This window comes from Nostoc sp. UHCC 0302, assembly GCF_038096175.1.
Lineage (GTDB): Bacteria > Cyanobacteriota > Cyanobacteriia > Cyanobacteriales > Nostocaceae > UHCC-0302.
Genome location: NZ_CP151099.1, coordinates 8,209,616 through 8,234,132, shown reverse-complemented (window position 1 = coordinate 8,234,132; position 24,517 = coordinate 8,209,616). Strand labels below are relative to the sequence as shown.

At 41.2% G+C, this 24,517-nt stretch carries 15 protein-coding genes; 8 read left to right on the top strand and 7 right to left on the bottom strand.

The genetic code is table 11. From position 1 onward, the window contains the following. Nucleotides 1-86: 86 nt before the first annotated feature. The 4 genes from thiS to WKK05_RS35600 all read right to left on the bottom strand — a co-directional run bounded on the left by thiS (nt 87) and on the right by WKK05_RS35600 (nt 6,430). The gene (gene thiS, locus WKK05_RS35615) at nt 87-299 is read right to left on the bottom strand and encodes a sulfur carrier protein ThiS (protein ID WP_341527664.1); all 213 of its coding nucleotides are present in this window, start codon (nt 297-299) and stop codon (nt 87-89) included. Nucleotides 300-352: 53 nt separating this feature from the next. Then, entirely contained in the window at nt 353-1,471 is a 1,119-nt protein-coding gene (locus WKK05_RS35610) for a thiamine phosphate synthase (RefSeq protein WP_341527663.1), read from the bottom strand. Nucleotides 1,472-2,422: 951 nt separating this feature from the next. Then, complete coding sequence (locus WKK05_RS35605; protein ID WP_341527662.1) at nt 2,423-5,407, bottom strand: GAF domain-containing protein; 2,985 nt, start codon at nt 5,405-5,407, stop codon at nt 2,423-2,425. A gap of 519 nt (nt 5,408-5,926) precedes the next feature. Further along, nucleotides 5,927-6,430, bottom strand: coding sequence for a hypothetical protein (locus tag WKK05_RS35600; RefSeq protein WP_341527661.1), 504 nt, complete (start codon nt 6,428-6,430; stop codon nt 5,927-5,929). Between the two features lie 619 nt (nt 6,431-7,049). Between WKK05_RS35600 and WKK05_RS35595 the strand changes: the two genes are divergently transcribed. Together WKK05_RS35595 and WKK05_RS35590 are read left to right on the top strand one after the other, a co-directional pair. Beyond that, nucleotides 7,050-9,134: an S-layer homology domain-containing protein gene (locus WKK05_RS35595; RefSeq protein WP_341527660.1), complete on the top strand. Its 2,085-nt coding sequence runs from the start codon at nt 7,050-7,052 to the stop codon at nt 9,132-9,134. 260 nt (nt 9,135-9,394) lie between these two features. Further along, nucleotides 9,395-10,162 (top strand): hypothetical protein, encoded by a 768-nt coding sequence (locus WKK05_RS35590; RefSeq protein WP_341527659.1) that lies wholly within the window; start codon nt 9,395-9,397, stop codon nt 10,160-10,162. 817 nt (nt 10,163-10,979) lie between these two features. Here WKK05_RS35590 and WKK05_RS35585 read toward each other — a convergent pair. Further along, on the bottom strand, nt 10,980-11,471 hold the full coding sequence (locus WKK05_RS35585; RefSeq protein WP_341527658.1) for a TerB family tellurite resistance protein: 492 nt from the start codon (nt 11,469-11,471) through the stop codon (nt 10,980-10,982). Nucleotides 11,472-12,177: 706 nt separating this feature from the next. Here WKK05_RS35585 and WKK05_RS35580 point away from each other — a divergent pair. Then, on the top strand, nt 12,178-12,654 hold the full coding sequence (locus WKK05_RS35580; protein ID WP_341527657.1) for a Spy/CpxP family protein refolding chaperone: 477 nt from the start codon (nt 12,178-12,180) through the stop codon (nt 12,652-12,654). Nucleotides 12,655-12,708: 54 nt separating this feature from the next. On the opposite strand, the gene WKK05_RS35575 is transcribed toward WKK05_RS35580, so the two are convergent. Further along, nucleotides 12,709-14,673, bottom strand: a complete 1,965-nt coding sequence (locus tag WKK05_RS35575) for a DUF1565 domain-containing protein (RefSeq protein ID WP_341527656.1) — start codon at nt 14,671-14,673, stop codon at nt 12,709-12,711. 562 nt (nt 14,674-15,235) lie between these two features. On the opposite strand from WKK05_RS35575, the gene WKK05_RS35570 reads away from it, so the two are divergent. After that, on the top strand, nt 15,236-18,268 hold the full coding sequence (locus tag WKK05_RS35570) for a UPF0182 family protein (protein WP_341527655.1): 3,033 nt from the start codon (nt 15,236-15,238) through the stop codon (nt 18,266-18,268). A gap of 94 nt (nt 18,269-18,362) precedes the next feature. Next, on the top strand, nt 18,363-19,295 hold the full coding sequence (locus tag WKK05_RS35565; protein ID WP_341527654.1) for a phosphorylase: 933 nt from the start codon (nt 18,363-18,365) through the stop codon (nt 19,293-19,295). Between the two features lie 15 nt (nt 19,296-19,310). Here WKK05_RS35565 and WKK05_RS35560 read toward each other — a convergent pair whose 3' ends face one another. Beyond that, nucleotides 19,311-19,715: a DUF3775 domain-containing protein gene (locus WKK05_RS35560; RefSeq protein WP_341527653.1), complete on the bottom strand. Its 405-nt coding sequence runs from the start codon at nt 19,713-19,715 to the stop codon at nt 19,311-19,313. Nucleotides 19,716-20,121: 406 nt separating this feature from the next. Between WKK05_RS35560 and WKK05_RS35555 the strand changes: the two genes are divergently transcribed. The 3 genes from WKK05_RS35555 to WKK05_RS35545 all read left to right on the top strand — a co-directional run bounded on the left by WKK05_RS35555 (nt 20,122) and on the right by WKK05_RS35545 (nt 24,503). Beyond that, complete coding sequence (locus tag WKK05_RS35555) at nt 20,122-22,434, top strand: NACHT domain-containing NTPase (protein WP_341531280.1); 2,313 nt, start codon at nt 20,122-20,124, stop codon at nt 22,432-22,434. A gap of 493 nt (nt 22,435-22,927) precedes the next feature. Continuing rightward, on the top strand, nt 22,928-23,263 hold the full coding sequence (locus tag WKK05_RS35550; RefSeq protein WP_341527652.1) for a hypothetical protein: 336 nt from the start codon (nt 22,928-22,930) through the stop codon (nt 23,261-23,263). Nucleotides 23,264-24,053: 790 nt separating this feature from the next. Continuing rightward, complete coding sequence (locus WKK05_RS35545; protein ID WP_341527651.1) at nt 24,054-24,503, top strand: pyridoxamine 5'-phosphate oxidase family protein; 450 nt, start codon at nt 24,054-24,056, stop codon at nt 24,501-24,503. Nucleotides 24,504-24,517: the final 14 nt, after the last annotated feature.

The window sequence follows — 24,517 nt, the reverse complement described above, 5'->3', positions numbered from 1 at the left end:
GGGCATATAGAAACGCACCTAATCCTTAACCATAATTACGAATTAGGTTAGCGTAGCGGGGCGCAGCCCATTATTAGTTATCCTCTTCATCCCCCGCCGACTATAGTGACAACTTCTAAGCGATCGCCTTGCTGCACATTTGTTTGCTCCCAAAACTGGCGATGTAAAATTTCGCCGTTATACTCAACCGCTACCAAGCGAGGATTGAAACCCAACTGTTGAAGTAAGTCGGGCAAAGGAGTTTGATCTAAGCATCTCTGGGTTTCCCCATTTACTTGAAAGTTAATCTCATTAGACATAGGGACTGGGACGTTGAAAAAGGTATTTTTCTTAAACAACTTTGAATTTTGAATTATAAAGGTTCCGGTTTAACCCGATTGAGTTGGGAGAGGAAATACTGTGTTACAAGAGTGGGCTGTTCAGCTTGCATGAGCGATCGCACTACTGCTACACGTTCTGCACCTGCATCGATTACATCATTAACATTATTTGCATCTATGCCCCCAATCGCAAACCAGGGAATTGGGCAATTTTTGGCCGCATAATTCACATATTCTAAACCTGTTGCTGCCTTACCTACTTTCGTAGGAGTTTCATAAACTGGCCCTACACCGATATAATCTACGTCTTGAGCAATTGCTCCTTGCATTTCTTCTGGATTTGTGGTAGATAGACCTACCAAGCGTTGTGAACCGAGTAATTGGCGGGCTGTGGCAATAGGCATATCTTGCTGTCCCAAATGCACCCCATCTGCATCTACCGCTAAAGCCAAATCTACCCGATCATTGATGATGAACAAAGCGCCATATGCATGGCATAACTGCCGTAGTTTTCTGGCTTGTTCTAAACGAATAGAATCATCGGCAGTTTTCTCGCGGTACTGTAAAAGCGTTAATCCACCCTTGAGTGCAGCTTCGACAGTGTTCAACAAATTTTCACTAGGGGAGGTAACCAGATACAAACGCGATCGCCACAACAATTGATGGCGCTGATGACCCAATAAACTACTTTCGAGGGTATAAACCTGATAGCGCATCTGTTTACAAGCTTTTGCCATATTTAAGTTGTAAAGCTTGCCATACTCTTCTAGCACCCGCAGCGCTTCTTCTGTACGCCCAAAGTTTGCTTGCAACAACGATTTAATGCTAGCTCGTTGTTCTTCTTGGGGATGGGTTAGCTCAGTCCCAGGATCGCCTGGGGTATCACGGGCCGCCCGCAGTTCAGAGGTATGCCACTTGGCTAACTCTTGACGCAGATGCTTACATTCCAGAGACAACTGGGCATTATTCAAACCAAAGCGACACCATTCCTCGATAATTCGCAACCCCTCACGAGCGCGGTCTAAATTGGCGTCTAATATCCGGTAAACAACTTGCTGTATTTGCTCTTTTTGGCTGTATGGCTCAACCATTACAACAACCCCGTTAGTGCTTTCATCAAAATACGAATTACTATATTCTTTAGGTTTCATAGTTCACAGAAACAATTAATTTTATTAGACAGATACTAGATGTACTCCAAAGAACGCAACAGCAAGGCATATAACCAATTATCCCATGTTCGAGCAGTATTGAAGAAAGAGACTTAACAATTAATTCATTTAAAAATAATTATAAAAGTTATATTAATCATGCCGTCGATATGATTGAATTTTTATTTTTAACTGGTTTAAGACAGGAGTAGATAAATTTATAACAGAAAATATAGTAAATCCAAGAGATAAAATTTATAATTATCCTGTGGTTGTCAAAAGTTTAGCAGGTACGATAAAAACTTCCTATATTAAGCCATGCTTAACACGTCAAACATTTATTAATATTTAAGCAAATAATGGAGCGAACTAAAACTATTAGCAGAGAGTATAGACATAATCGTTAAACACTTTTTACAACTAGATAAAGAAAGAGTTCTCGAAAATATTTAAATAATTTCATTTAAAACAAGAAACTGCTAGTACTAGCAGTTTCTTTCTGGTTAATTTTATGTAGGGTAGATTTAATACCAATTTGAAAAAAGAATGTGACAAATAGACTATTTGTAGAGACGCGATTCATCGCGTCTTCATCCAAGGATGTGTTGCAATTATTAATTAAATTGGTCTAATCTGGAGTTTAGCACCTATGCCTTGGTAGACAAGCTATGCCAAAAATACTTAGAGTATTGTCACCAGAAGCAGAGTAAGAGGTCATTTATAAAGTAAAAATAAAATTAATATAGTGGCATCACAAGATTAAAATGGTGGATTAATAAACCGCAGAGGCGCAGAGAAGCCAGTGCGTTGCGGGGGTTCTCCCCGTTGTAGCAACTGGCGCAACACAGAGAGAAAGAAAAGAAAATTGTCTTGATGTTTTATGCACTAAATTAGCCCGGTTACGCCACTACTAGCTTTGATACTCGTGAGCATTTCCTGTCCCTGTGCCTTCTACTCCTGCTCTTGCGCCATTGCTGTCAACTTAGCTAAGTCTCTAGCTACTGTCACAGCTTGCTCTGATATCTGGTTAGCAATACTTGCAACCTCCAAAATAGATTGATTGGCTGCGGTTGAAGTTTCGATTTGGTTTGCAGCCCCTTGGGTTAATTCTTCAATCAGTGCGTTCACCTGAATACCAATGGCGTTAATTTGATTGAGTTTTTGCTGAGTTTCTTCTACTCCTTGAGTCAGAGCGATCGCTTCTTCCTGTTCTGCCTCAATTAATGCCACGACTGCGTTATTTGCTGTGTAAATTTCGGCAACCAAGGATTGAATTTCTGCAATGTCGATATCCAACTGCTGTACTTGTGACAAAAGTTTCTCAGCTATTACCGCAAACTCTTGACCTGTGTTGCCAGTCCGGGCTGCTTCTAGGGCGACTTTCATGGCATCAAACTTTATTTGTGATGTCACTTGACCAATCAGGCTTACTCCTTGAAAGAGCTTCTGGGAAGGCTGCTCTAAGCGCTTGACTCTGGCGGCAACTTCCGTGGCTGTTGCCCGAATCGCAGCAATGCTGTCTACAATCTGATTGATTCCCTCTTGCCCGTCTTCTACTATCTGATTGAGTTTTTGCTCTTGGCGTTCAGTTTGTTCGACACAAAAGAGCATTTCTTGAGATGAATTAGCCAATGCTTGAATTTGATTGTAGGTAGATGTCACCGACTGCATCTGGCTCTGTGTCCAAGAGGTGAGAGTTTCCCCAATAGTTTCACTATCCCGCAAAAGTTCTGAGACTTGATGCTGGAGCGCTGCTTTTTGTTGGTGCTGCTCTTGATAAGCAGATTCTACAGATACATAAGCCTGTTCTACTTGGTTTAGCAGCCTAGCATGATCAAGAGCAAATCCCACCTGCATAGCTAACTGAGCAAACAAATCAATTTCCCACTGCTGCCACTCGCGAGGTGCAGAGCAGTTGTGAGCAATCAGTAAGCCGAATAACTTGTCGTCTTTGAGAATTGGTGCAACCAGATTTGCTTTAACGGCAAAAGGTTCGAGTTGACTGATGTGGCAAGCACTCAATCCCGCCTCATAGATATTGTTGGTTGCTTGGACTCGACCTGCTTGGTACTGCTCAACATAGCCTTCGGCAAAACAAGGGTCTTTGATGTTGGCTCGTAATGCTTTCGGAAAACCTGGAAGTACTGCTTCAGCAATCACTGTGCCATACCAGTCCTTGTCAAAGCCATAAACCATTACTCGGTCTGTGGCGATCGCTTTACGAATTTCGTTAACAGTACTTTTAAGAACATCTTCTTCGTTGAGTGATCCCCGAATCCGGCGGGTAATATCCGCTATTAACTGAGTTCGCATCCCTTCATTATCAATGCGTTGCAGTAGCCTCGCATGGTCGAGAGCAAATCCCACCTGCATGGCTAACTGAGCAAACAAATCAATTTCCAACTGCTGCCACTCGCGAGGTGCAGAACAGTGATGAGCAACCAGTAAGCCAAACAACTTGTCGTCTTTGAGAATCGGTGCAACCAGATTTGCTTTGACGGCAAAAGGTTCGAGTTGGCTGATGTGGCAAGCACTTAATCCCGCTTTATAAATATTGTTGGTTGCTCGGACTCTACCCGCTTGGTACTGTTCAACATAGCCTTCGGCAAAACAAGGGTCTTTGATGTTGGCTCGCAATGCTTTGGGAAAACCTGGAAGCACTGCTTCAGCAATCACTGTGCCATACCAGTCTTTGTCAAAGCCATAAATTAATACTCGGTCTGTAGCGATCGCTTTGCGAATTTCGTTGACAGTCGTTTTAAGGACATCTTCTTCGTTGAGTGATCCCCGAATGCGGCGGGTAATATCTATAATTAATTGGGCTTGGTCGCCTCTTGCGGCTATCTGTTCTACAAGCCTGGCATGGTCGAGAGCAAATCCTACTTGCGCGGCGATTTGAGCGAACAAATCAATCTCAGACTGTTGCCAAACACGAGGTGCAGAACACTGATGCCCAATTAGTAAGCTGAATAGTTTGCCATCTTTGAGAATGGGCGCGATTAAATTTGCTTTGACTGCAAATCGCTCTAATAAACCGATGTGACAATCTTTAAGGTTAGCTTGATAAATATCATTAATTGCTCGGACACGACCATTTCGGTACTGTTCGACATACCCCACTTCAAAACAGGGATCGGAAATAGTCGCCCACAAAGTCTTCGGTAAACCGGGTGCTACTGCTTCTTCCACAAAGGTTCCACTGCCATTGGACTCAAAGCGAAAGATGACCACGCGGTCTATTCTAAAAGCTTTGCGGACTTCTTCAACAGTCGTTCTTAGGACATCTTCTTGAGAAAGTGATTCCTGAATGCGACGAGTTATGTGTATTAATAACTGGGATAGTTCAGCTTCAACTTCTTGTTGCCAGCTTTGCTCAGGCAAAAGATTTTGTAGCAGGTTGATGTTTGTTTCTAAAGCAACTAGTTCATCTTTGCCAACAATTGGAGTCAGAGTCCTCACTTCCTCCCGATCTAGTCTGTTGACTAAAGCGTTAGAAATATTGGCAGCAGACAAAACTCGACGAGTCACACGATTGATTAAAAAAGTGGCTAGCGCCCCTGATCCCACAGCTATCAGTGCAGTCTCAAGCAACAGGGATGAGCGGTGTTTGTCTAGTGCAAGTTCAACTTGTGTCAGATCCGCCGAACCTGCTTGTTTAGCTTGAGTGATCTGCCGAGTAATAGACTGACTGCCAAAGTAACAAGCTATCCCAATTGTCACAACTGGGAGCATGGTGAAGGCGATCGCCCAACCGATTGCTTTAGACTTTAAACTCCCTTGCTGCTGGGGTGCAAGGTTTGAGGAACTGTTGAGCTTTGTCATACGCCTATCGACAATACCCTGGGAATTACTGTTGGCAGTGACTTGAGCATTGTAAGCTTCAGAACCAGTGGTAGTGCTGTTGCTTTTTGACTTATCGGAGGAAAGCTGACTCATGGATCAAACCTTGCTGAGATTGCATCGGCACAGTTAAATTGACTATATCTGTTCGGTAAATTGGTAATAAAGTTCGAGTATAAGAAAGCAAGATATCCATAGTGGCTTGTGAATCCGATTTATAAGGTCTATTCCAAGCGTCTATGCTTGTTGCCCAGAGCAGATTCTCAAAGAACTATTTCAGTATTAGGTGTTAATAACTGTATTGTAAGAATTTTTCGAGTTTGGAACCTAGAATACTACGCTTAAAATCCAAAAAACCGAGTTAAAAACTCGGAATGCCAAACTCAGAACTGAAATTTACCCCTTATTGCCTAGTACTCTGTCAACGAAAAGTTGAGGAGTATATGCCGTTTGTAGTTTGGTTTTAGCGAAGACAACGTAACTAGGGACACAATACCAGAATAGCAAGCTTAAACCCTTCTTTTAAAACCCCAAAGAGATGCTGTGATGCGATCGCTCTCAACATGGTTCAATTTATAGAGACGTTGCCATGCAACGTCTTTACACGCGCGGGTTCTAAGGCTGAATCACCGAGTTATTTTCGTCGCTGATAATGCTGGCTTGCGGCTGAGTTTTCCGAGGTTTACGGGTAAACCTGCGCCCCATGTCATCAATCACTGCATCTAAGCCTGTGATATTACCACTAACCTTGGCATAGTTATAAACTGCCAAGGCAGCTGTATAAGCTTCGCTACCAGTTGCAATAAATGTATCATCCACGAGTTCTTGTAGTTGTGTGAGAGACAGTAATACTGGATACAATGCCTCAAATAATTCTACATCCCGGCGCATTTCATCCACATCAAATGACCTCGGCAAAAAGTCCGGGTTTTGGGCTGCTACTTCCAATGCTTTAGTTACAAATGCTCGGCTTTTGTCACCTAGTTTAGGTAAGTATCTTCGTTCTTCTGGGGTCAAGTCAATCAAAAATGGTAACTTCTCTCTAATAGTAGCGATCGCCTGCATTACCACTTCACGATCTGTTTGGGAAAGATTAGCACTGATCCGATTATCTGCCATTTTCAATACTCCTTTAGGCTAACGTGAGTTCGACAAGTCTTATTTGACCTCTCCCCCAGCCCCTCTCCGACACGGAGAGGGGAGAAAAAAGCTTAATTTTTCATTGCTCCTCCCTTTCCGTTTCGGAGAGGGAGGCTGGGAGGGAGAGGTTCATCGAACTCACGCTAGGTTATCTAAATGTAAGTATTCCCAAGGGAAGTAAGGCAATTACTTTCAGAACTCGGAATTTCAAGATTGGAACTCAGAACTTCGAGATTGGAACTCGGAATTTCGAGATTGAAACCCGGAATTTCGAGATTGAAACTCGGAACTTCGAGATTGGAACTCGGAATTTCAAGATTGGAACTCGGAACTTCAAGATTAGAACTCGGAATTTCAAGATTAGAACTCGGAATTTCGAGATTAGAACTCGGAATTTTAAGATTAGAACTCGGAATTTCGAGATTAGAACTCAGAATGTTGCATAAGAGTCTATAACTTGTGTGTACAGAGTCGCCGCTTGCGGGAAGATGTAAGGCGGATATATTTTCTATACACAGAGATACTACTTGGAAAAAATCTGTTACAAGTAGTGTCATTGATGATTGTCATAATTTAAACAATTGACTCTCGACTATCAATGGTGAACTCTACCCTCGTTGCCACACTCTATGTCAACCTCGTTACGGGGAATGATGACAATCCTGGTTCACGCTTGAGTCCTTTTAAAAGCCTCACCCGTGCCTTAAAAGCTACCAAACCGCCCGCGATTATTCAGCTAGCATCCGGGATTTACAAAGCCACTACTGGTGAAGTGTTTCCCCTAATCATCCCTGCTGGGGTGACGGTGGTGGGTAACGAAGCTAAAAAAGGTGCAGGAATTGTGATTACCGGAAGTGGTGAGTATCAGAGTCCTACTTTTGGTACACAAAAGATCACGTTAGTTTTGCAAGGGAATGCCAGTCTCTTGGGTGTGACTGTGACAAATTCTGTCATAAAAGGCACTGGTGTTTGGATTGAATCGGCTGCACCTACTTTGGCTAACAATACATTTTTAAACTGTGCGCGAGAAGGTGTATTTACAACAGGCAATGCCAAGCCTGCAATTCGGGATAATGTGTTTTCGCAAAACGCTTCTAGTGGTTTGATGATGGCACGTAATAGCAAAGGGGAAGTACTGCGGAACGTTTTTCAAAAGAATTCTTTGGGCATAGCAATCAGTGACTTTGCCGCTCCTTTGATTGCCAATAATAAACTATCAGAAAACCGGACGGCGATCGCTCTCTCGCGAGACGCCCGTCCTGTACTGCGTCAGAATCTTATTGTCAAAAATACGCAAGGTGGTCTATTAGTCAATGGAAATGCAGTCCCAGACTTGGGTAACACCCAAGATCCCGCCAACAATGTCTTTCGTGATAGTGGCGAATTTGATTTGCAAAATGCCACATCTCAAAAATTGGTTTCTGTAGGCAACGAAGTTAATCCTACTCAGGTCAAAGGGCTGGTAGAATTTATTGCAGCTACGGCAGATATTCCTAGTCGAGTAGCAGTTAGTACTAATTTTCCTGACCTAGATGGGCATTGGGCTACAGCTTTTGTAGAAGCATTGGTGAATAAAGGCTTGATTAGCGGCTTTCCTGATGGCACTTTTCAACCAGAAGCCCCAATTACCCGCGCTCAATATGCTGCTTTGATTACTAAGACTTTTCAACTCTCTACTACCAATCAACAGCGTACCTTTACGGATATTAAACCCGATTTTTGGGCAGCTTCAGCTATCTTGAATGCCGCAAATATGGGTTTTATCAGCGGCTTTCCCGATGGGACATTTCGACCGGGGCAGAATTTGACTAGAATTCAGGCAATAGTATCTATTGTGAATGGCTTAAAACTCAGTGGAGGTAATCCAAATGTATTAACTGTATATCGCGATCGCGCTCAAATTCCCAGTTATGCCAGCAATGCTCTAGCAGTTGCTACCCAAAAACTCCTAGTGGTAAATTATCCGCAAACAGAACAACTTGAACCACTGCGAGACATCACCCGCGCCGAGGTGGCGGCATTAATTTATCAAGCATTAGTCGCCAGTGGCAAGGAAAGTGCAATCATCTCCCCCTATATAGTGAATCCTGATGTTGATATTCCCTCGTTTACCGACCTTGTAGGACACTGGGCAGAACCCTTTATTCGGGCATTAGTGAGTATGGATTTAACTCATGGTTTTGCCGATGGCAGCTATCAGCCAGATAAACCGATGACTCGCGCCCAGTATGCGGCTTTAGTGGCGGTTGCTTTTAACCCCACTCCCAAGCGCACAGCCCCAGATTTTACGGATGTACCCAAGAAATTTTGGGCTTATAACGCCATCCAAATCGCCGCTAGCGGTGGCTTTGTCGGCGGATTTAGCGATCGCACTTACCGCCCCGATCAAAATGTGCAACGATTACAGGTGCTTGTCTCTCTAGTCAACGGGTTAGGACTATCAGCAGTTGATAGCGACGCTTTGGCAGGGTATAGCGATCAAAATGCCATTCCCGACTATGCCCGAACAGCCGTGTCCACTGCTACACAACAAAAAATTGTGGTCAATTATCCAGACCCCAAGCTGCTTGCACCTTCTCGCGAGGCAACACGCGCCGAAGTCGCGGCAATGGTTTATCAAGCATTAGTTGCCATTAAGCGAACACCTGCCATCAAATCATCCTATATAGCAGACTTCAATTAGGTGAAGTATCCAACCTCAGTCTCAAAGCCAAGCCAAAAGCCCGTGTTGGTTCCGAATTCTGACTCCTGCACAGACGCGATTTATCGCGTCTCTACTCCTGAATTCTGCACAGACGCGATAAATCGCGTCTCTACTTCTGACTCCTGAATTCTGCTATATATTCTTGCATCTCAGCAGTTGGCAAGTAAAATGAAAAACACTGCCTATCAACTTTGCGACTCTGGGAAAATAACCATGTAGTCAAAAGCACGTTAGGCTATATGCGATGGCTAGACAATTTAGACCTATTGCCTAAAGCTAATAGCCCCATGTTAATAAAAGCCCTAAATCCCTCAGCTACCTGCGCCGAATTGGCGATCGCCTTATTAATTCACTATAGTTTTGACCTCAGCGGGTATACTGCCAATGAGTTAGTAGATCGTTGGCAAACTCAATACCCGGTTGATTGGTTACACCTAGCAGTGATTGAGGCATTGTATCAAGGCCGTTACAAAGCAGTTTCTGTACAGCAAATTTTAGTATTTTGGCAACGGCGGGGTCAAACGATATTTCATTTCAATATGGAATTTGAACGCCTGATTTGTAGCAAGTTTCCCCAAAGCTTAACCTCATCGTCTACACCAGCCCTACCGCCTGCCAAGCAAAACCCCACTGTTGAGAAAGCGAGTAGTCTGCAATTACCACCTGCGAAAGTTGGCAATAACTATCGACAAAATAATGCGCCAACTCTACAACTCGTGAGTGCAGAACAGAAGACATCTTTAGCGCAAGAAGAGAAGATGCAGGGAAGCGAGGACAACAAACATCGGGGCATTACAGCTTCAGCTACGCGTCAGCCTGTGTCTAATGTCAGCCCACGGCTAACTTCACACGAAAGTCTATTGTCTACCCCAAGACAAATCCCGCCTAAACGGACAAAACTGCTGCCACCAGCAGCTACTCATCCCCCAATTGGACAATTTACCCCAGAAAAAAGCGATCGCTCTGAGTCTTTCACATCAAAACTCAAAGCGATGTCTGGCGAATAGCGTTTACCACTCGTCTATTGCCAAGATTAGCTTTAACGTCACAATAGCGCAGAAAGTTCCAAATTCTTTCCTATTTTGGGAACTCTCTTAGGAGTTTTATCGCAGAATCAAGGCGTCAGTTTACTTGAGTATGGTTCTGGTCAATTCTACAAATACAGCACGTTATTAAGTCGCATTTTCGTCACAATTTTGTAATGGCTACGTCAATATTGTATGCAATATTTAAAATAAGTACGTTGATTCACATCGTGGCAGGTAATCCTGCCTTTTTATTATTTAAAAATTACTTTGATGCCGAATCGGCAAAGGATTTATTGGTTGAAAATTAATATATATCAAGTTTTCTTGTAAAAATTAATTTAGAACTCGCCGTGTCAAAGGTCATACAATTTCACAAAGTATTTAATACAAATAATTAGTCTCTAATTCTTCTCCCTGCTATTTGTACCAACCTTAAAGTGAAAAGGATTAAAGCTAGATAAAAAAGCTAAATTTTTTAGACAGCAAAAATTTCGGGCTTTTAAATCAGGTTTTAAACCTATAGCCCGAAACCTCTATTCTATGAGTGTTCTAAAAAATTGGGTTCGCGTAGCGTGTCCTTTAGGACAAGGTATGTTTAAGAGGGTGTTTGAAAAATTTTGAGTAATCAACTTTTATACCAGTTGCCTCACCATAATACGGGTTATGGCAAAGTAGATAAATGTCTCTGATGTTTTGAGCAATAACTCATAGTCTATGACCAATCAGCGACACCCCATCAGCTAGCAGAAATTACGTTTGACTACCCAGCGTTTTTAAGTAATACAAAGCCCTTCGATTAAGCTAAAACCTCAGTTTGTAGTAACGCTTTACGTAATGCAGTTACTGCTTCTTCTGTTTCTATCAATCTATTGAGAGCAAGCGCAATATCATCTTCAACTTTCAGCAGTTTAGCTGCTTTTTTTACCGCTTTTTGCTCTTCAAGTGAGTAATCCTTATCGGCACGAGCCATTTGAATTGCATGATACAGCAATGATTTTGATTTCGACCAAGTAGGAACATCAACTGTAATCTTACTCAGCAAATTTTCTAAGTCAGCATTTTTGTATTCAAATGTTTTGTATTTCTCTATTGCTTCTTCAGGAGCGCCAGCCATGCGCTGATGATTTAGTAACCAATTAAGTTCGGCTTCTGAAACCTCTCCATCGGCTCCAGCAATAGTGAGTAGTGCATATCCGTAGTTGAGGTATGCTTCAAGCGGAGCTGAGGAAATTCCTAAATTCTTTTTCAGAAATTCTGAAGCAGGCAGTACTTCTTTGATATTACTCATCAGTTACCTCTTTGATTTTTTGAGAATTTACTCTTTGGCAGATGCTATTTATAAATGAATTATTTCAGCTTCTCCAAATTGCTTGGAACGCATAACATAATGCTTTATGCTTTTTAAAGTCTCAGATTTTTAACAAGGATGCAAGGACAGTTAAGACAGTTAAGACAGTTATAAGTAATAAGAATTAATTATATTTTTACTTATAAGCCTTATTTATAAGTTATCAATTATTTATGGAAAAGAATCTTACTTAAACAACTTGGAAAGGGATTTTCAGAGAATAAATTATTCAAAAGTCAATTTTTGATGGTAACAAAATAGCTGAAAAATATTTTTAATAAATAAAATTCAGAATTCTGACTCATTATTTATTTTTTGCCCATAAATAGATAATGTTTTAACCAATACTCCTTATCTAGTCGGACTCAAATACCTAACTGAATTTTGACTCTAGAATAGCTTAGTTATTGTTAGTAAACTTTAATTACCTAGGTTTAAAATTTAATAAAATATGACTAAAGTCATGTTTTATTTGTGACTTTTTTCCGAAGAAAATTTTGTATATATACTCATATACTAGCAGTAGAGAATCTAAAGAATATCTTATTTAATGTAAAAATTCTCCAACAAAAATAAAAATACTTTTAGGCTAAAAGAAGCAATTGATATGTGACTCACACAGCCAAAAATATTAGGAGATTAATCTATGAAGTATAAATTTAATGTGAAACTTCTCTTAGGTGCTGTTGCGATCGCAATCTTCACCGCGGCTTGTCAATCACCTTCGCTCAATGGTGCAAATTCTCCAAATAACTCTACTGAAGATGCATCAAGTTCTGCTCCAGCTCAGACGGATACAACTCCAGTCTCAGAGAGAACGTCAGGGCTTAATTTAACTGACGCGCAAAAAACCCAAATGAAACAGATAAGAGAGCAAAGTCAAACAAAAATACTTGCTCTGTTATCTCCTGAACAGCAAGAAGAATATAAATCTGCGACTCAGGGAAGAGATAAAACATCATGGAGAGCATTGCGATCGCTTAATCTTTCAACAGAACAAAAACAACAAGTTCGCCAAATTCTCCGAGATCAAAGACAACAAACTCAAGCAATTCTGACCCCAGAACAGCGAGCGCAAATTAAACAACGCCGTTCATCGAAACAGCAAGACTCATCCAATTAATTTCAGTAAAGACGTTGCATTGCAACGTCTTTACTATTTAGGTGATTTTCTCACTTAATTCAATGGCTCCATAATCGCTCTTAAACCTTTGCTTGTGAGTGTTCTGAGCATTTGTGTAGCATTATATTCACTGCTAAAAACTCCTGCTTGCATAACTCTTTGACCTTCCCAGACTGTGGAAAATGCACCAGGGGCAAGCGATCGCACTAAATCTTGGTCTCTGTCAGATACCAATGGCACTACCACACGGTAACGGATGCCCAACTGTTTAGTACTAACAGGCGGCAAATCTCTACTATAGGCGACAGTTGTAGAACTTTCTGGAACTGGCACGTTTGGGAGATTGCGATCGGGAACTGGCAAAAGTGAGGCTGTTGAGGGAGGATTAATTTCTCTCTCAACCTGCTGTTCTGAGTTGTTTGGGGGAGGAGTTTCTAGGATTGGTAATGATTGCCCTTGCTCACCTCTAGTTGATACTTGCGTCTGTGCTACGTTGGCTGGGGGCTGCGGTGCTGTAAACTCAATCGTGTTGGGATCAATCCGCACATAATTCAACTGCGGCATATCAGACGAGTTTGCGGGTTGAGGTGTTATGTTTGCCTGTGCAGTAGCTTGTGTTTGTCTAGTTGCCAAGCTCCTAGGAACAGGAAAACCAGCAACTCTAGGGGTGGGTTGTGGTTGGTTTGATTGAGGTACGGAATTACGAACATTAGCTGGCACTAATGGCAGCAGGTTAGCGTTTAATGGTGCAGCAGTGTTATTTTGAGAAATGCTATTGCTAGGCAATGGTAGTGGGCGTTTGTTGGTAGTTGGAGAAATTTCTGAGGCAGAGAAGGTAATTTCTTCATTAGGAGCTATTTCCTGTAAAGTTCCGTTGGAGACAGAAGCAGGTTGAGAGTTCTGGGCTACTTGGGCTGTACTACCGTTGATATCTACCTTGCCATTGATGCGATTAATAGCAAAGTTATTGCCAGGAGCAGAAATCACCTGCTTGGCAGCACTGGCATTAATGTCGTAACGAGCATTATCGCGAAATTCATTACCCCCTGGTTCAGATGCGCTACCTAAATCTGGCATTGCTTTGGCGATCGCAACTAAACCATCTTCTTTACTAGTTTGAATAATATTATTTCGCAAAATCGGGCGGGCATTTGCTTGCACTATAATTCCCGATCTATTTTGTTGTATTTGATTGCCTACTATTACTGGAGCAGCATTTTGGGCAATATTAATCCCAAAACCTGTTTGTTGAAAGATATTTTCCCGCACCTCGGCACGAGAGTTACCAGTAATTGTGATTCCATTAGCTCCATTACGATAAAAGTAATTCTTGCTAATAGTCGGGGCGGCGTCACCATTAACGGAAATCCCATCTTGGGTACTGCCAGTAAAGGTATTTTCTTGCACTACCGGATTGCTAGATTCAATCCACAATCCGTAACCACGGGGATTGGAGTTCGTCACTGTTACCCCAGTCAATCCCGCTTGCTTAGCCCCGACAATTGTGACGTTTTGACCACCAAAGCTGCGGCTGAGGTAGCCACCGCCTCCTTGGATGGTAATGTCCTTGCCTTTGTTGCTGGGGTTTCCTTGAATAGAAACACTTGGTTTTAGTATTAAAGGGAATACCTCTCCGGTTTCGGCAGTATAATTACCTGGGGAGAGCATAATTACAGTATTGGCATTAGCTCTACGCAGTGCTTGCGTAATGGTTTTTAAGGGAGCGCGATCGCTGCCATTGCCTGTATTGTCATCTCCGACACTTGGGTTGACAAACAGTGCATTAACCTGAGAGATTGTTTTCTCACCTAGAGGCATCTGATTTGGTGCATCTGGGAGCTGAGCAGTGGCGCTACTGAAACTTGTACTGAGCAAAGCTACACTTGCTACTCCTATGCCTAAAGTAAAAGATAATACTGATGAACGAGAAACCCAAAGCATTACTGATTCCAGAAAGTTCAGCTTTGCTAACAGTACATCTACTCTAAGGTAATTAAAAATCACAAGAGGGGAAACCATCCTTACACCACTCCTTAGAACTCACAATAAATTCTTATACTCTCTGAACAATAGTATGTCGATAGTATTACTCACATATTGACCAATTGGCGATTTTAAAAAAATCTTCAGAGTGGCTATTACGATGAAAATGGACAGAAAAACACACAGTATTAATGCTTTCAGCCTATTATCTAGCTATTTCTATTAACTTTCTAGTATTTACGCTTTTTTAGTACTTTTGTACGGTTATTTTGGCTTAATTTTGCCTAGTAATTTTATAAATTAGTTTTATAGTATCAACGATCGCTTGACTTTTAAGACAGTCGCTACTAAATCTTGATACATATTAGATTTCTCGTAGGGACACGACAATGCCGTGTCCCTATCAGCATATTTGTATCATTTTTAAAGTAAAAGGGTATTTGTCGATGCAATCGAATTACAGCCAATAGCGTTTAGGTTTTTTATAAATCGCTTTAATTGAGCTGAATAATTTCAGGACGACCAATCCATAATAAGTAATAGGGCATAGGAAACGGATATACTCCAATGCGTTAGATATTAAGTTGGCTGCCAAGGAATGTTTGGGAAATCGAGCTTTCGAGTATTAATAGTATTCTTAGGGCTGTGGTTACTCTTGGATTTGGGTTCCCGGCTAGGAGCAGAAATTCTCTGGTTTCAGGAAGTCGGCTACTTACAAGTGTTTCTGCTGCGGGTGGAAACTCGTGGTGTTTTGTGGGTACTGGTGGTGGGTGTAACTGCTACCTATTTATTGGGAAACTTCTTGTTAGCACAACGGCTAAAATATTCTAAATCTTTGAAAATTGAGGAAATCAGGCGTGAGGAAGCAGAACTCAGCAGCGAACTCAAAAACTTTCTTAGTCCTCAGTATCGAAGACGTGATGAAATAAGCAAATCTGAAGCCCAACGTTTTAAACCTTTAAAATTAGGCTGGTTGTTACCTATAGCTTTAGCATTGAGCTTGTTAGTTGGCTTAATGCTAGTTCACTACGGACAAATAGCTTTCTCTTACTGGCATTATTCAGATAGCAAGGCTAACTTACCAATTCCCGTATTGTTCCGACCAGAGACAATTTGGCTATTGGGAAAACAAATTATCTCCCAAGTATGGTATATCAGCTTGGTTGTAGGAGTTGCGATCGCTCTTCTTCTTTACCCTCAATTTTTACTAACAGCGATCGCATTTGTGTTCACTCTCATGCTTGGGCTAATACTTTCCCAGCACTGGGCAAGAGTGTTGCAATATTTCCACCATACTCCTTTCAATAATACTGAGCCTTTATTTGGAAAAGACATCAGCTTCTATATATTTTCCCTACCTGTCTGGGAGCTACTAGAATTCTGGCTGATGGGATTATTTTTATATACTTTCCTTAGCGTTGCCCTTACTTATCTTTTATCCGCAGACAGCCTCAGTCAAGGAATTTTTCCAGGGTTTTCACCACAGCAGCAACGCCATTTGTACGGTGTGGGTGGCTTGCTGATGCTGGTAATTGCCCTCAGCTATTGGATTAGTCGTTATGAATTAGTTTATTCCAGCCGTGGAGTAAGTTATGGTGCTAGTTACACTGATGTGACAACACAATTGCCGACTTATACCGTCTTGTGTGTTTTAGCAGTGGCGATCGCAACTTACCTACTTTGGCGAACAGTTTTCTGGCGACGCCAGTCTAAATATCGGCAATTAGTATTTTATGGCTTAGCGGTTTATTTAGGAATGGTGATAGTAGCTGGTTTTATTCTGCCCGAAGCAATGCAATATTTAATTGTCCAGCCAAATGAATTGCAACGGGAACAACCCTACATTCAGCGTACTATCGCCTTAACTCGACAAGCATTTGATTTAGAAGCGATTGATGTTAAAACCTTCAATCCAAAAGGAACTTTGACTGAAGCTGATATCAAAGCTAATGACCTAACGATTCGCAATATTCGCTTGTGGGATGAACGACCGCTATTAGAAACTAACCGTCAATTGCAACAAATTCGACCTTACTATCGGTTCCCTGATGCTGATATAGATAGGTATACTCTGGAAACAGATATAACTCGACGAACTGCCCCCCAAAAGCCACCAGTACCAGAGCAGGAAACAGTTGAAACACAACGGCGACAAGTACTTATAGCTGCACGAGAACTTGACTACACTGCTGTACCACAAGAGGCTCAAACTTGGGTTAACCGTCATTTAATTTATACTCACGGTTTCGGGTTTACTGTTAGCCCAGTGAATACAGTCGGGGCGGGTGGACTACCAGAATACTTTGTCAAAGATATTAGCGGTGAAAATAGCACTCTAACAACTTCTAGTCCAGCGATTCGTGATAGTGTTCCCATTGGGCAACCACGAATTTATTATGGTGAAATTACTAATAATTATGTAGTTACTGGTACAAGAGTTAGAGAGCTAGACTATCCAAGCGGAAGTGACAATATATACAACAGTTATGAAGGAGTGGGTGGTGTACAAATTGGTTTGTGGTGGCGAAGATGGCTATTTGCTACATATTTAAGAGACTGGCGGATGGTACTGACGCGGGACTTTTCGCCAGAGACAAAGCTATTATTCCGGCGTAATATCAAGCAAAGAATTCAAGCGATCGCACCTTTTTTGCAATTTGACAGTGACCCTTATTTAGTTACTGCCAATGCTAATTCTAATAATAATCAAGAGTTTCCTGGGAATAAAAATTATCTTTACTGGATTATCGATGCTTATACAACAAGCGATCACTATCCCTACTCAGATACGGGTAGCGAAGGCATCAACTACATTCGTAACTCTGTCAAAGTAGTGGTTGATGCCTATCATGGCACTGTTAACTTTTATATCACTGATACTCGTGATCCAATAATTGCCACTTGGTCAGCAATATTTCCCCAAATGTTTAAACCGCTGAGTGCGATGGCGGTAAATCTCCAAAGCCATATCCGCTATCCGGTGGACTTCTTCAAAATTCAATCTGAGCGGTTGATGACTTACCACATGACTGATCCTCAAGTATTTTACAACCGGGAAGACCAATGGCAGATTCCTAACGAAATTTATGGCAGCGAAGCTCGTCCGGTAGAGCCATATTACTTAATTACCAGCCTTCCCACTGTACCCTATGTTGGCGCAGCCTCTCGTAGAGAAGAATTCCTTCTGTTTTTGCCCTACACTCCCAAACAACGGACTAATTTAATTGCTTGGTTAGCAGCGCGCTCGGATGGCAAAAACTACGGTAAGTTAGTGCTGTATACGTTTCCCAAAGAACGCCTGATTTATGGAACAGAACAAATAGAAGCGCGAATTAACCAAGACCCAGTAATTTCGCAGCAAATTTCTCTGTGGAATCGTCAAGGTTCTAGAGCAATTCAAGGCAATTTACTCGTAATTCCAATTGAGCAATCTTTACTATATGTCGAGCCAATCTATCTAGAAGCTACACAAAATAGCTTACCCACTCTGGTGCGAGTAGTCGTAGCTTATGAAAACCGAATCGTGATGACACAAACCTTAGAACAGGCATTGCAAGCAATCTTTAAACCAGAAGTCACACCAGCCCCTGCTATTATTCGTCCCTTCGAGGAAGCAGCTCCATCTGGTTAATTCCAATAACGTTGTAGAGATGTGCGATGGCACGTCTCTATTCGCAATCATTAATTGAATCGGTATAAAATTACCAGCAAATTGAGGGAATGAAATGGGGCAGGGGAAAATATTACTTCAACCTGGTACATTATGGACAAGTATCAAACAGCGGACTGAACACGCTTTGCAATGTGGGGCATTGCTATCGATACCAACAGAATTTGAATTTGTCGAACAAGATGGCGTGCGCTTTTTAGTACGAATTCTATCTAACCTGAACCGTAAAAAAGCAGCCCAGGAGAAACAGGAAAAACAATCTGCCACCTCTGGTAAAGACTTTAATCCCTTTCTTCCCTACGAGCAGGATTTGTGTGTGGGGGATATTTCCGACAGCCATGTGTGTATCTTGAATAAATTCAACGTTGTTGATTATCACCTGCTAATCATCACTCGTGCTTTTGAAGAACAAGAAAACTTACTCACCCTGGAAGATTTTGCAGCTATGTGGGCGTGTCTAGCTGATTTTGATGGTTTAGCATTCTACAACGGTGGTAAGATTGCTGGAGCTAGTCAACGACACAAACACCTGCAACTAGTGCCGCTAAAACTTGCTGGCTCTGGGTCACAAATACCGATTGAACCTCTACTGGCATTTGCGCAATTTCAAAGTTCTATTGCAACTATACCAGGGCTACCTTTTGTACACGCTTTCGCAACCTTAGACCCCAGTTGGGTAAAGTCTCCATTAATAGCGGCGGAAGCAACATTAGAGTGCTATCACAGATTACTGCGTGCTGTATGTATAGACGCAATTGATGGTAATAGGCAATCTGGTGCTTACAATCTTTTAGCTACGCGAGAATGGATGTTGATTTTACCGCGATCGCAAGAGCATTTCCAATCTATATCTGTGAACTCGTTAGGATTTGCTGGGGCGCTATTAGTACGAAATGAACAAGAAATGAAGATTCTCAAAGAGCAAGGGCCGATGACTATGCTTAAAAACGTCGCTTTTTCAACACAATATGGCGATGTAACAGCCTAATGCCCTGACGATTTTTTAGAATGAAGCAGAAGTCAAAATATTTAGTTTTCGAAGCCCGTTCCGCAGATATTTTCCTAAAAGAGGTTTTTCAATAATGTAACTTGTTGCATAATTTTTAGGTATAAGCTCTACTACTTGTTTAACCAAATTGGGAAAGTTTTCTGCCTGTCCATTTGATATACCTCGACCAAGCCACATCAAGGCTATCACTTCTGCTTTTTCTTCCTCAGAGAATTCATCAACATATTTGTATAGTATGTTTACTGAACATCTGCCTGGGTTGTTAAAATCTTCTAAATAATTAGATAATTTATCCATAAATGTTTCTAGTTCTTTGGTTTTACCAGATTCAGTTGAACTATAAATTATTTCAGAAATTTCAATAACTTTATATATTTTGTTTAGTGACAATAAACTCATATTTTTGATTAATAGAATTTAAAAATACAAACTAAAAAATCTAGATAACTCAGCTAATCAAGTTATCAAAATCTTGTCGATACAAAATATGTATTTAGATAATATCTATTAGCGCAACTATCATGAATAAATAAATATTCATTGATAAAAGATGATTAATAACCTCTCAATCACTACTTAAGTATTACAGTTCTGTGTTTGAATTCAGGTATTGCCAAGAGTTTAAAATGTATAAGATAAATGTATAACGTTTGATTTTGCCAAAAAAATTTATAAAATTGAGAGTATAAGCTTGAATTTCGTATAACTTTAACTGAGGATAAAGTTTTTAGCATAGAAAAAGCTCTAAGATGAAAGATGTTAATAAAAGTTTGGGTTTTTGATTTTAGGATCAAATTTTTATCCTATGGTCAAGCGATCGCTCCAAGCATCATCCATTGGGATTCAACAGGCTAAAAGAGCGTTTGCCCGCAAAGGTTGGACTCAAGAAAATCTGGCTATTGAAGTCAACTTAAAAACTCGACAACCGATTTGGCGGTTTTTCAGTGGACGTCCGGTTGAGCGTCATACCTTTATTGAAATTTGTTCGGTGTTGTTACTGAATTGGCGAGAGATTGCTATTAATCCCCCGACAGAATTCTTGGAACTAGAAGAATACACCCAGCCTCCTGTCCTGGATATTGATAGATTAGTGCAACAAGTGCGATCACAACGCTTCGACAAAATTCAAGACCAGTGCGGTATTTTGCAGCTATTGGACATCAGCCGCCCAGTTGCGATCGATGACATATATATAGATGTGAATATTTTGGAATCAATAGCAAGTCTTCAGTACTTAGAAATCACTGAGTTGCAAAGCCTTGCTCCAAAAGAATTTGACCGTTTTGGCTTAGGTGAGGTTGACCAGAAACAGATATCCGGTATACAAGCAGTTGAAACATACTCCAAGCTCAGGGTACTAGGTAAACCAGGAGTAGGTAAAACCACTTTTTTGCAACATCTCGCCATTCAGTGTAACCAAGGTGCATTTGCAGCAAATCAAGTTCCAATTTTTATCTCACTGAGAAACTTTGCTCAAGAGTCTAAGATTACCAACGATTTCAGCCTATTAAACTACATCCGTCAGGAGTTTCTCATATCTGGAATTTCCGAGCCATTAGTTATAGAAACCTTGTTGAATGCAGGCAGAGTGTTACTGTTGCTGGATGGTATGGATGAAGTTCTGAATCAACAAAGCAATGCTGTCTTAACCGAAATTCGCTCCTTTTCAGATAAGTATCACAAAAATAAGTTGGTGGCGACCTGTCGAACAGCAGCTCAAAGACTTAGACTCCGAGGCTTTACCGATGTTGAGATCGCTCCATTTACCTCAGAACAAATCCGAGCCTTCGCTGAAAAATGGTTTGTGGCCTTTACCAAAACAAACCAAAAAGATGGTCAGTCCCAGTCTGTTGAGTTTATTCAGAAACTAGACTTAGCTGAAAACTGGCAATTTCGCCAACTTGTGATCACACCCCTATTTTTGCATCTTGCCTGCTGGGTATTTCACGGTCAAGAAAAATTTCCCACTAAGCGCACTGACTTCTATAAACAAGGTCTAGACCTTCTGTTAGGAAAATGGGATGAAGCCAGAGGTATAGAAAGGGATGACGTTTACCGAGGGTTTTTATTACCACAAAAGCTGAAATTACTGAGTCAAATTGCAGCGGCAACATTTGAGCAAGGTCAGTACTTTTTTGAGCAACGCATCGTTGAGCAATACATTGGGGACTATATTCAGAATTTAACCAACGTGTCAATGGATGCAGAGGAACTGCAAATAGAAAGTGAAGCAGCACTGAAGGCGATTGAAGCTCAACATGGGCTACTAGCAGAACGGGCGCGGGGAATTTTCTCCTTTTCATATCTAGCGTTTCAAGAATACTTTACGGCAAGGAAAATCGTTGCCAGCCATAACCTACAAGCATTTGAGCAAGCGTTATCTGGATTAGTCAGTCATATCACTGACCCGCACTGGCGCGAAATCTTCTTATTAACAGCTACCATGCTCCGGAGTGCAGACTCTTTGGTACAGTTGATGAAGCAACAGATTGATGCACTAGTTGCCGAAGACCCTTATCTACAAGAGTTTTTGACTTGGGCCAGCCAAAAATCCCGCACGATTCCAACCCAACCAAAAGATGCAACAGTTCGGGCTTTTTACCTGGCCTTGAGTCGGACTCCTCACATAGCTCCTCACTTTGCCTTAGCCAGCAGCCTTGACCAGGGAATGTTTCTCGATGCGGCTTTAGATGACTTGCTAGTGGAATGTGCAATTGACAGTAGCCAGGAATTTGCTCACGGCCATGCTTGCGGAGATGCTCTCTCGAACATTTTGGGTATTGTTCTAGATGTTGGACTCTATAAATCCTTGCAACAACTCTCTGATCAATTGCCAAATTACCGTCAAAATCAAGAACGGTTTGAGCTATGGTGTCAAACGAACTATTCAGCTTGGGCTGAACAGTTAAGGATGACAGTGATTAATTATCGCAATATTAACCACCAGTGGCAGTTTAGTCCTGAACAACAGCAAGTACTGCAACGCTATTACGATGCCAATCAACTACTACTCGATTGCCTGCATAGCAATTGTGAGGTGACCCCTGCGATTAGACAAGAAATTGAAGCCACCTTACTGTTGCCGACAAAAGAACTTGAGGAAAGAGAATGGCAGTAGTTCTTTTGGTTAATTCCTAAAATTGGGATGTGTTGCAAAATTGTCTTGACTACATTTTGTATCGTAGTTAATCAAATAATTCACAAAATCAAACAACACCAAATCATAGTACAGGAAGAGGACATTTAATTTGAAACTTTCGAGTCATTATCTCCTACTTTTGATTTTTGAAAAGTGGGGGACTTTTTTTACTTCTCCCAGTTTTACGTTTACTTCTGGGTGAACTGAACCAAGTAAAGGCGAAAAAGCCCATATCATACTAATTTGAAAAAAGAATGTAACAAATAGACCATATCGTAGAGACGCGATTCATCGCGTCCTAAACCAGGGATGTGTTGCAATCATTAATTGAATTGGTATCAATTTACAAGATGCTCTAAAAATGAAGCAAGACTACGACGTGAGGAAGAAGATACAGGCTGAACACAGTTGTATGGTTGGTTGTATGTTGAACGCCTAAAAGAGCAGATATAAAAAAGGATTAGTACAAGTTATGGCAAAGCACAAATCATCAAACAATCAAGAAGATCAAACTCTCTACTCCAGCACTGAGGCACTCGAAGCTTCTCAAGCCAAGGAAGCCGGTTCTAAATTTGAGTGGCATACCGGTCGGATTACTCGCTTGGGGAACTTCGAGATTGCCGGAGGCAGACAAGTGACAATTATCTGGGATGAAGGAGGTGTTATGTCACAACAGGAGGAGATTACTGATGAGCAATGGGAAATTTTTAAGCTGGCGTTTATGACTACGGGACGTCTTGCCATACTAAGTGACCAAGAAGGGGAAAAGTGGATGCGTGATTACCGCTTTCTAGAAGTCATGCGGTAAGTATTTCCCATATACTCTTGACTGACAGGGGAAACTTGTCAGTCAATTACAGTATGCAAGTAAATGAAGTAGAGTGTTTCAGTTTAAAAGCTATATATGAAGCCTCTTTTACTTTTAAGGACTGACGCCTTTATTCTGCTGTAAATTTATTGGGATTGGTGTTTTCAATTTCAACTAGACACAATCATCCTCGTCGAGATTCTTGCTACGCCATTCTTAATTCTGTTAGCTAACCGATATCGAATTATTGAAAAAAGAATAGGAGTGGAAAACAGTATGCTAATCAAATATAAATAAAAAATATTAGCCTTTGGATAGTTTTCTTGTTAGGATTTATCTTTTACATACAAATGGTATCAATACCTTTTTATTTCACGAATTTATTAACAAAATATACAACTTATACGCTTGTCAAACGCTCGGTTAAACATGATTTCTAATATTAGTATGTCATACTAAATATTGTTAGCAAATTTATAAAAATATATGGTCAATAAAACTTTATTAACAAGTCTTTGCCAAGGGGGTATATCTACAACAATTGGCCAATCGATGATAAGTAGGCATTTTTGCCCTAACTGTTCAGACGTTTTACTCCGTCATGTGCGTTTGGGAGAACTTTACTGGCGCTGTAGCTACTGCTATCAGGAAATGCCCATTTAGAAAACGAGGCTGGAAAAGGGGAGGTTGCATTAGGCCCCAATTTACAGTAAGCAGGCTCTCAATAATTTTGATACTAAAGTCAAGATATTTATTTTCCAATCAACTGAATTTAAGAGTGAGAATGATCATGTTAGATATTGATGAAATGAGCTTACAAGAAATAAAAATTCTCCTACAGCGAGTAGGCTATGGTCACCTTGGCTGTGCGCTTGAAGGACATCCCTATGTTGTGCCTATGCACTATTATTTTGAAGAGCCAAACATTTACATCTTCACTACAGTTGGGATGAAGACCAAGTATATGGATGCGAATCCAGAAGTCTGTTTGCAAGTTGAAGAAGTTCACGATCTAAAGCATTGGCGCAGCGTTACTGTGACAGGTCGAGCCGAACACATCACAGATCAGCAAGATATTGATCGCGTCATGCAATTTTTCAAAACGCAAAATCCAACGCTTTCCCCTGCTATTAGTCGAACCTGGATTGATTCCTGGGGTCGTCCAGAGGTCATAGCGCTCTACCGTATCCATCCCAGTGAGATGAGTGGACGAACCACTGATGGAGTTAGCAGTCAGTGAGAACTTGCCAACAG

Bases quoted from the DNA above. Each gene is read 5' to 3' on its own strand.
- WKK05_RS35575 (WP_341527656.1), bottom strand. From the start codon at position 14,673: ATGGTTTCCCCTCTTGTGATTTTTAATTACCTTAGAGTAGATGTACTG.
- WKK05_RS35565 (WP_341527654.1), top strand. From the start codon at position 18,363: ATGGGGCAGGGGAAAATATTACTTCAACCTGGTACATTATGGACAAGT.
- WKK05_RS35545 (WP_341527651.1), top strand. From the start codon at position 24,054: ATGTTAGATATTGATGAAATGAGCTTACAAGAAATAAAAATTCTCCTA.
- WKK05_RS35590 (WP_341527659.1), top strand. From the start codon at position 9,395: ATGCGATGGCTAGACAATTTAGACCTATTGCCTAAAGCTAATAGCCCC.
- WKK05_RS35595 (WP_341527660.1), top strand. From the start codon at position 7,050: ATGGTGAACTCTACCCTCGTTGCCACACTCTATGTCAACCTCGTTACG.
- WKK05_RS35555 (WP_341531280.1), top strand. From the start codon at position 20,122: ATGGTCAAGCGATCGCTCCAAGCATCATCCATTGGGATTCAACAGGCT.
- WKK05_RS35570 (WP_341527655.1), top strand. From the start codon at position 15,236: ATGTTTGGGAAATCGAGCTTTCGAGTATTAATAGTATTCTTAGGGCTG.
- WKK05_RS35560 (WP_341527653.1), bottom strand. From the start codon at position 19,715: ATGAGTTTATTGTCACTAAACAAAATATATAAAGTTATTGAAATTTCT.
- thiS (WP_341527664.1), bottom strand. From the start codon at position 299: ATGTCTAATGAGATTAACTTTCAAGTAAATGGGGAAACCCAGAGATGC.
- WKK05_RS35610 (WP_341527663.1), bottom strand. From the start codon at position 1,471: ATGAAACCTAAAGAATATAGTAATTCGTATTTTGATGAAAGCACTAAC.
- WKK05_RS35600 (WP_341527661.1), bottom strand. From the start codon at position 6,430: ATGGCAGATAATCGGATCAGTGCTAATCTTTCCCAAACAGATCGTGAA.
- WKK05_RS35580 (WP_341527657.1), top strand. From the start codon at position 12,178: ATGAAGTATAAATTTAATGTGAAACTTCTCTTAGGTGCTGTTGCGATC.
- WKK05_RS35550 (WP_341527652.1), top strand. From the start codon at position 22,928: ATGGCAAAGCACAAATCATCAAACAATCAAGAAGATCAAACTCTCTAC.
- WKK05_RS35585 (WP_341527658.1), bottom strand. From the start codon at position 11,471: ATGAGTAATATCAAAGAAGTACTGCCTGCTTCAGAATTTCTGAAAAAG.
- WKK05_RS35605 (WP_341527662.1), bottom strand. From the start codon at position 5,407: ATGAGTCAGCTTTCCTCCGATAAGTCAAAAAGCAACAGCACTACCACT.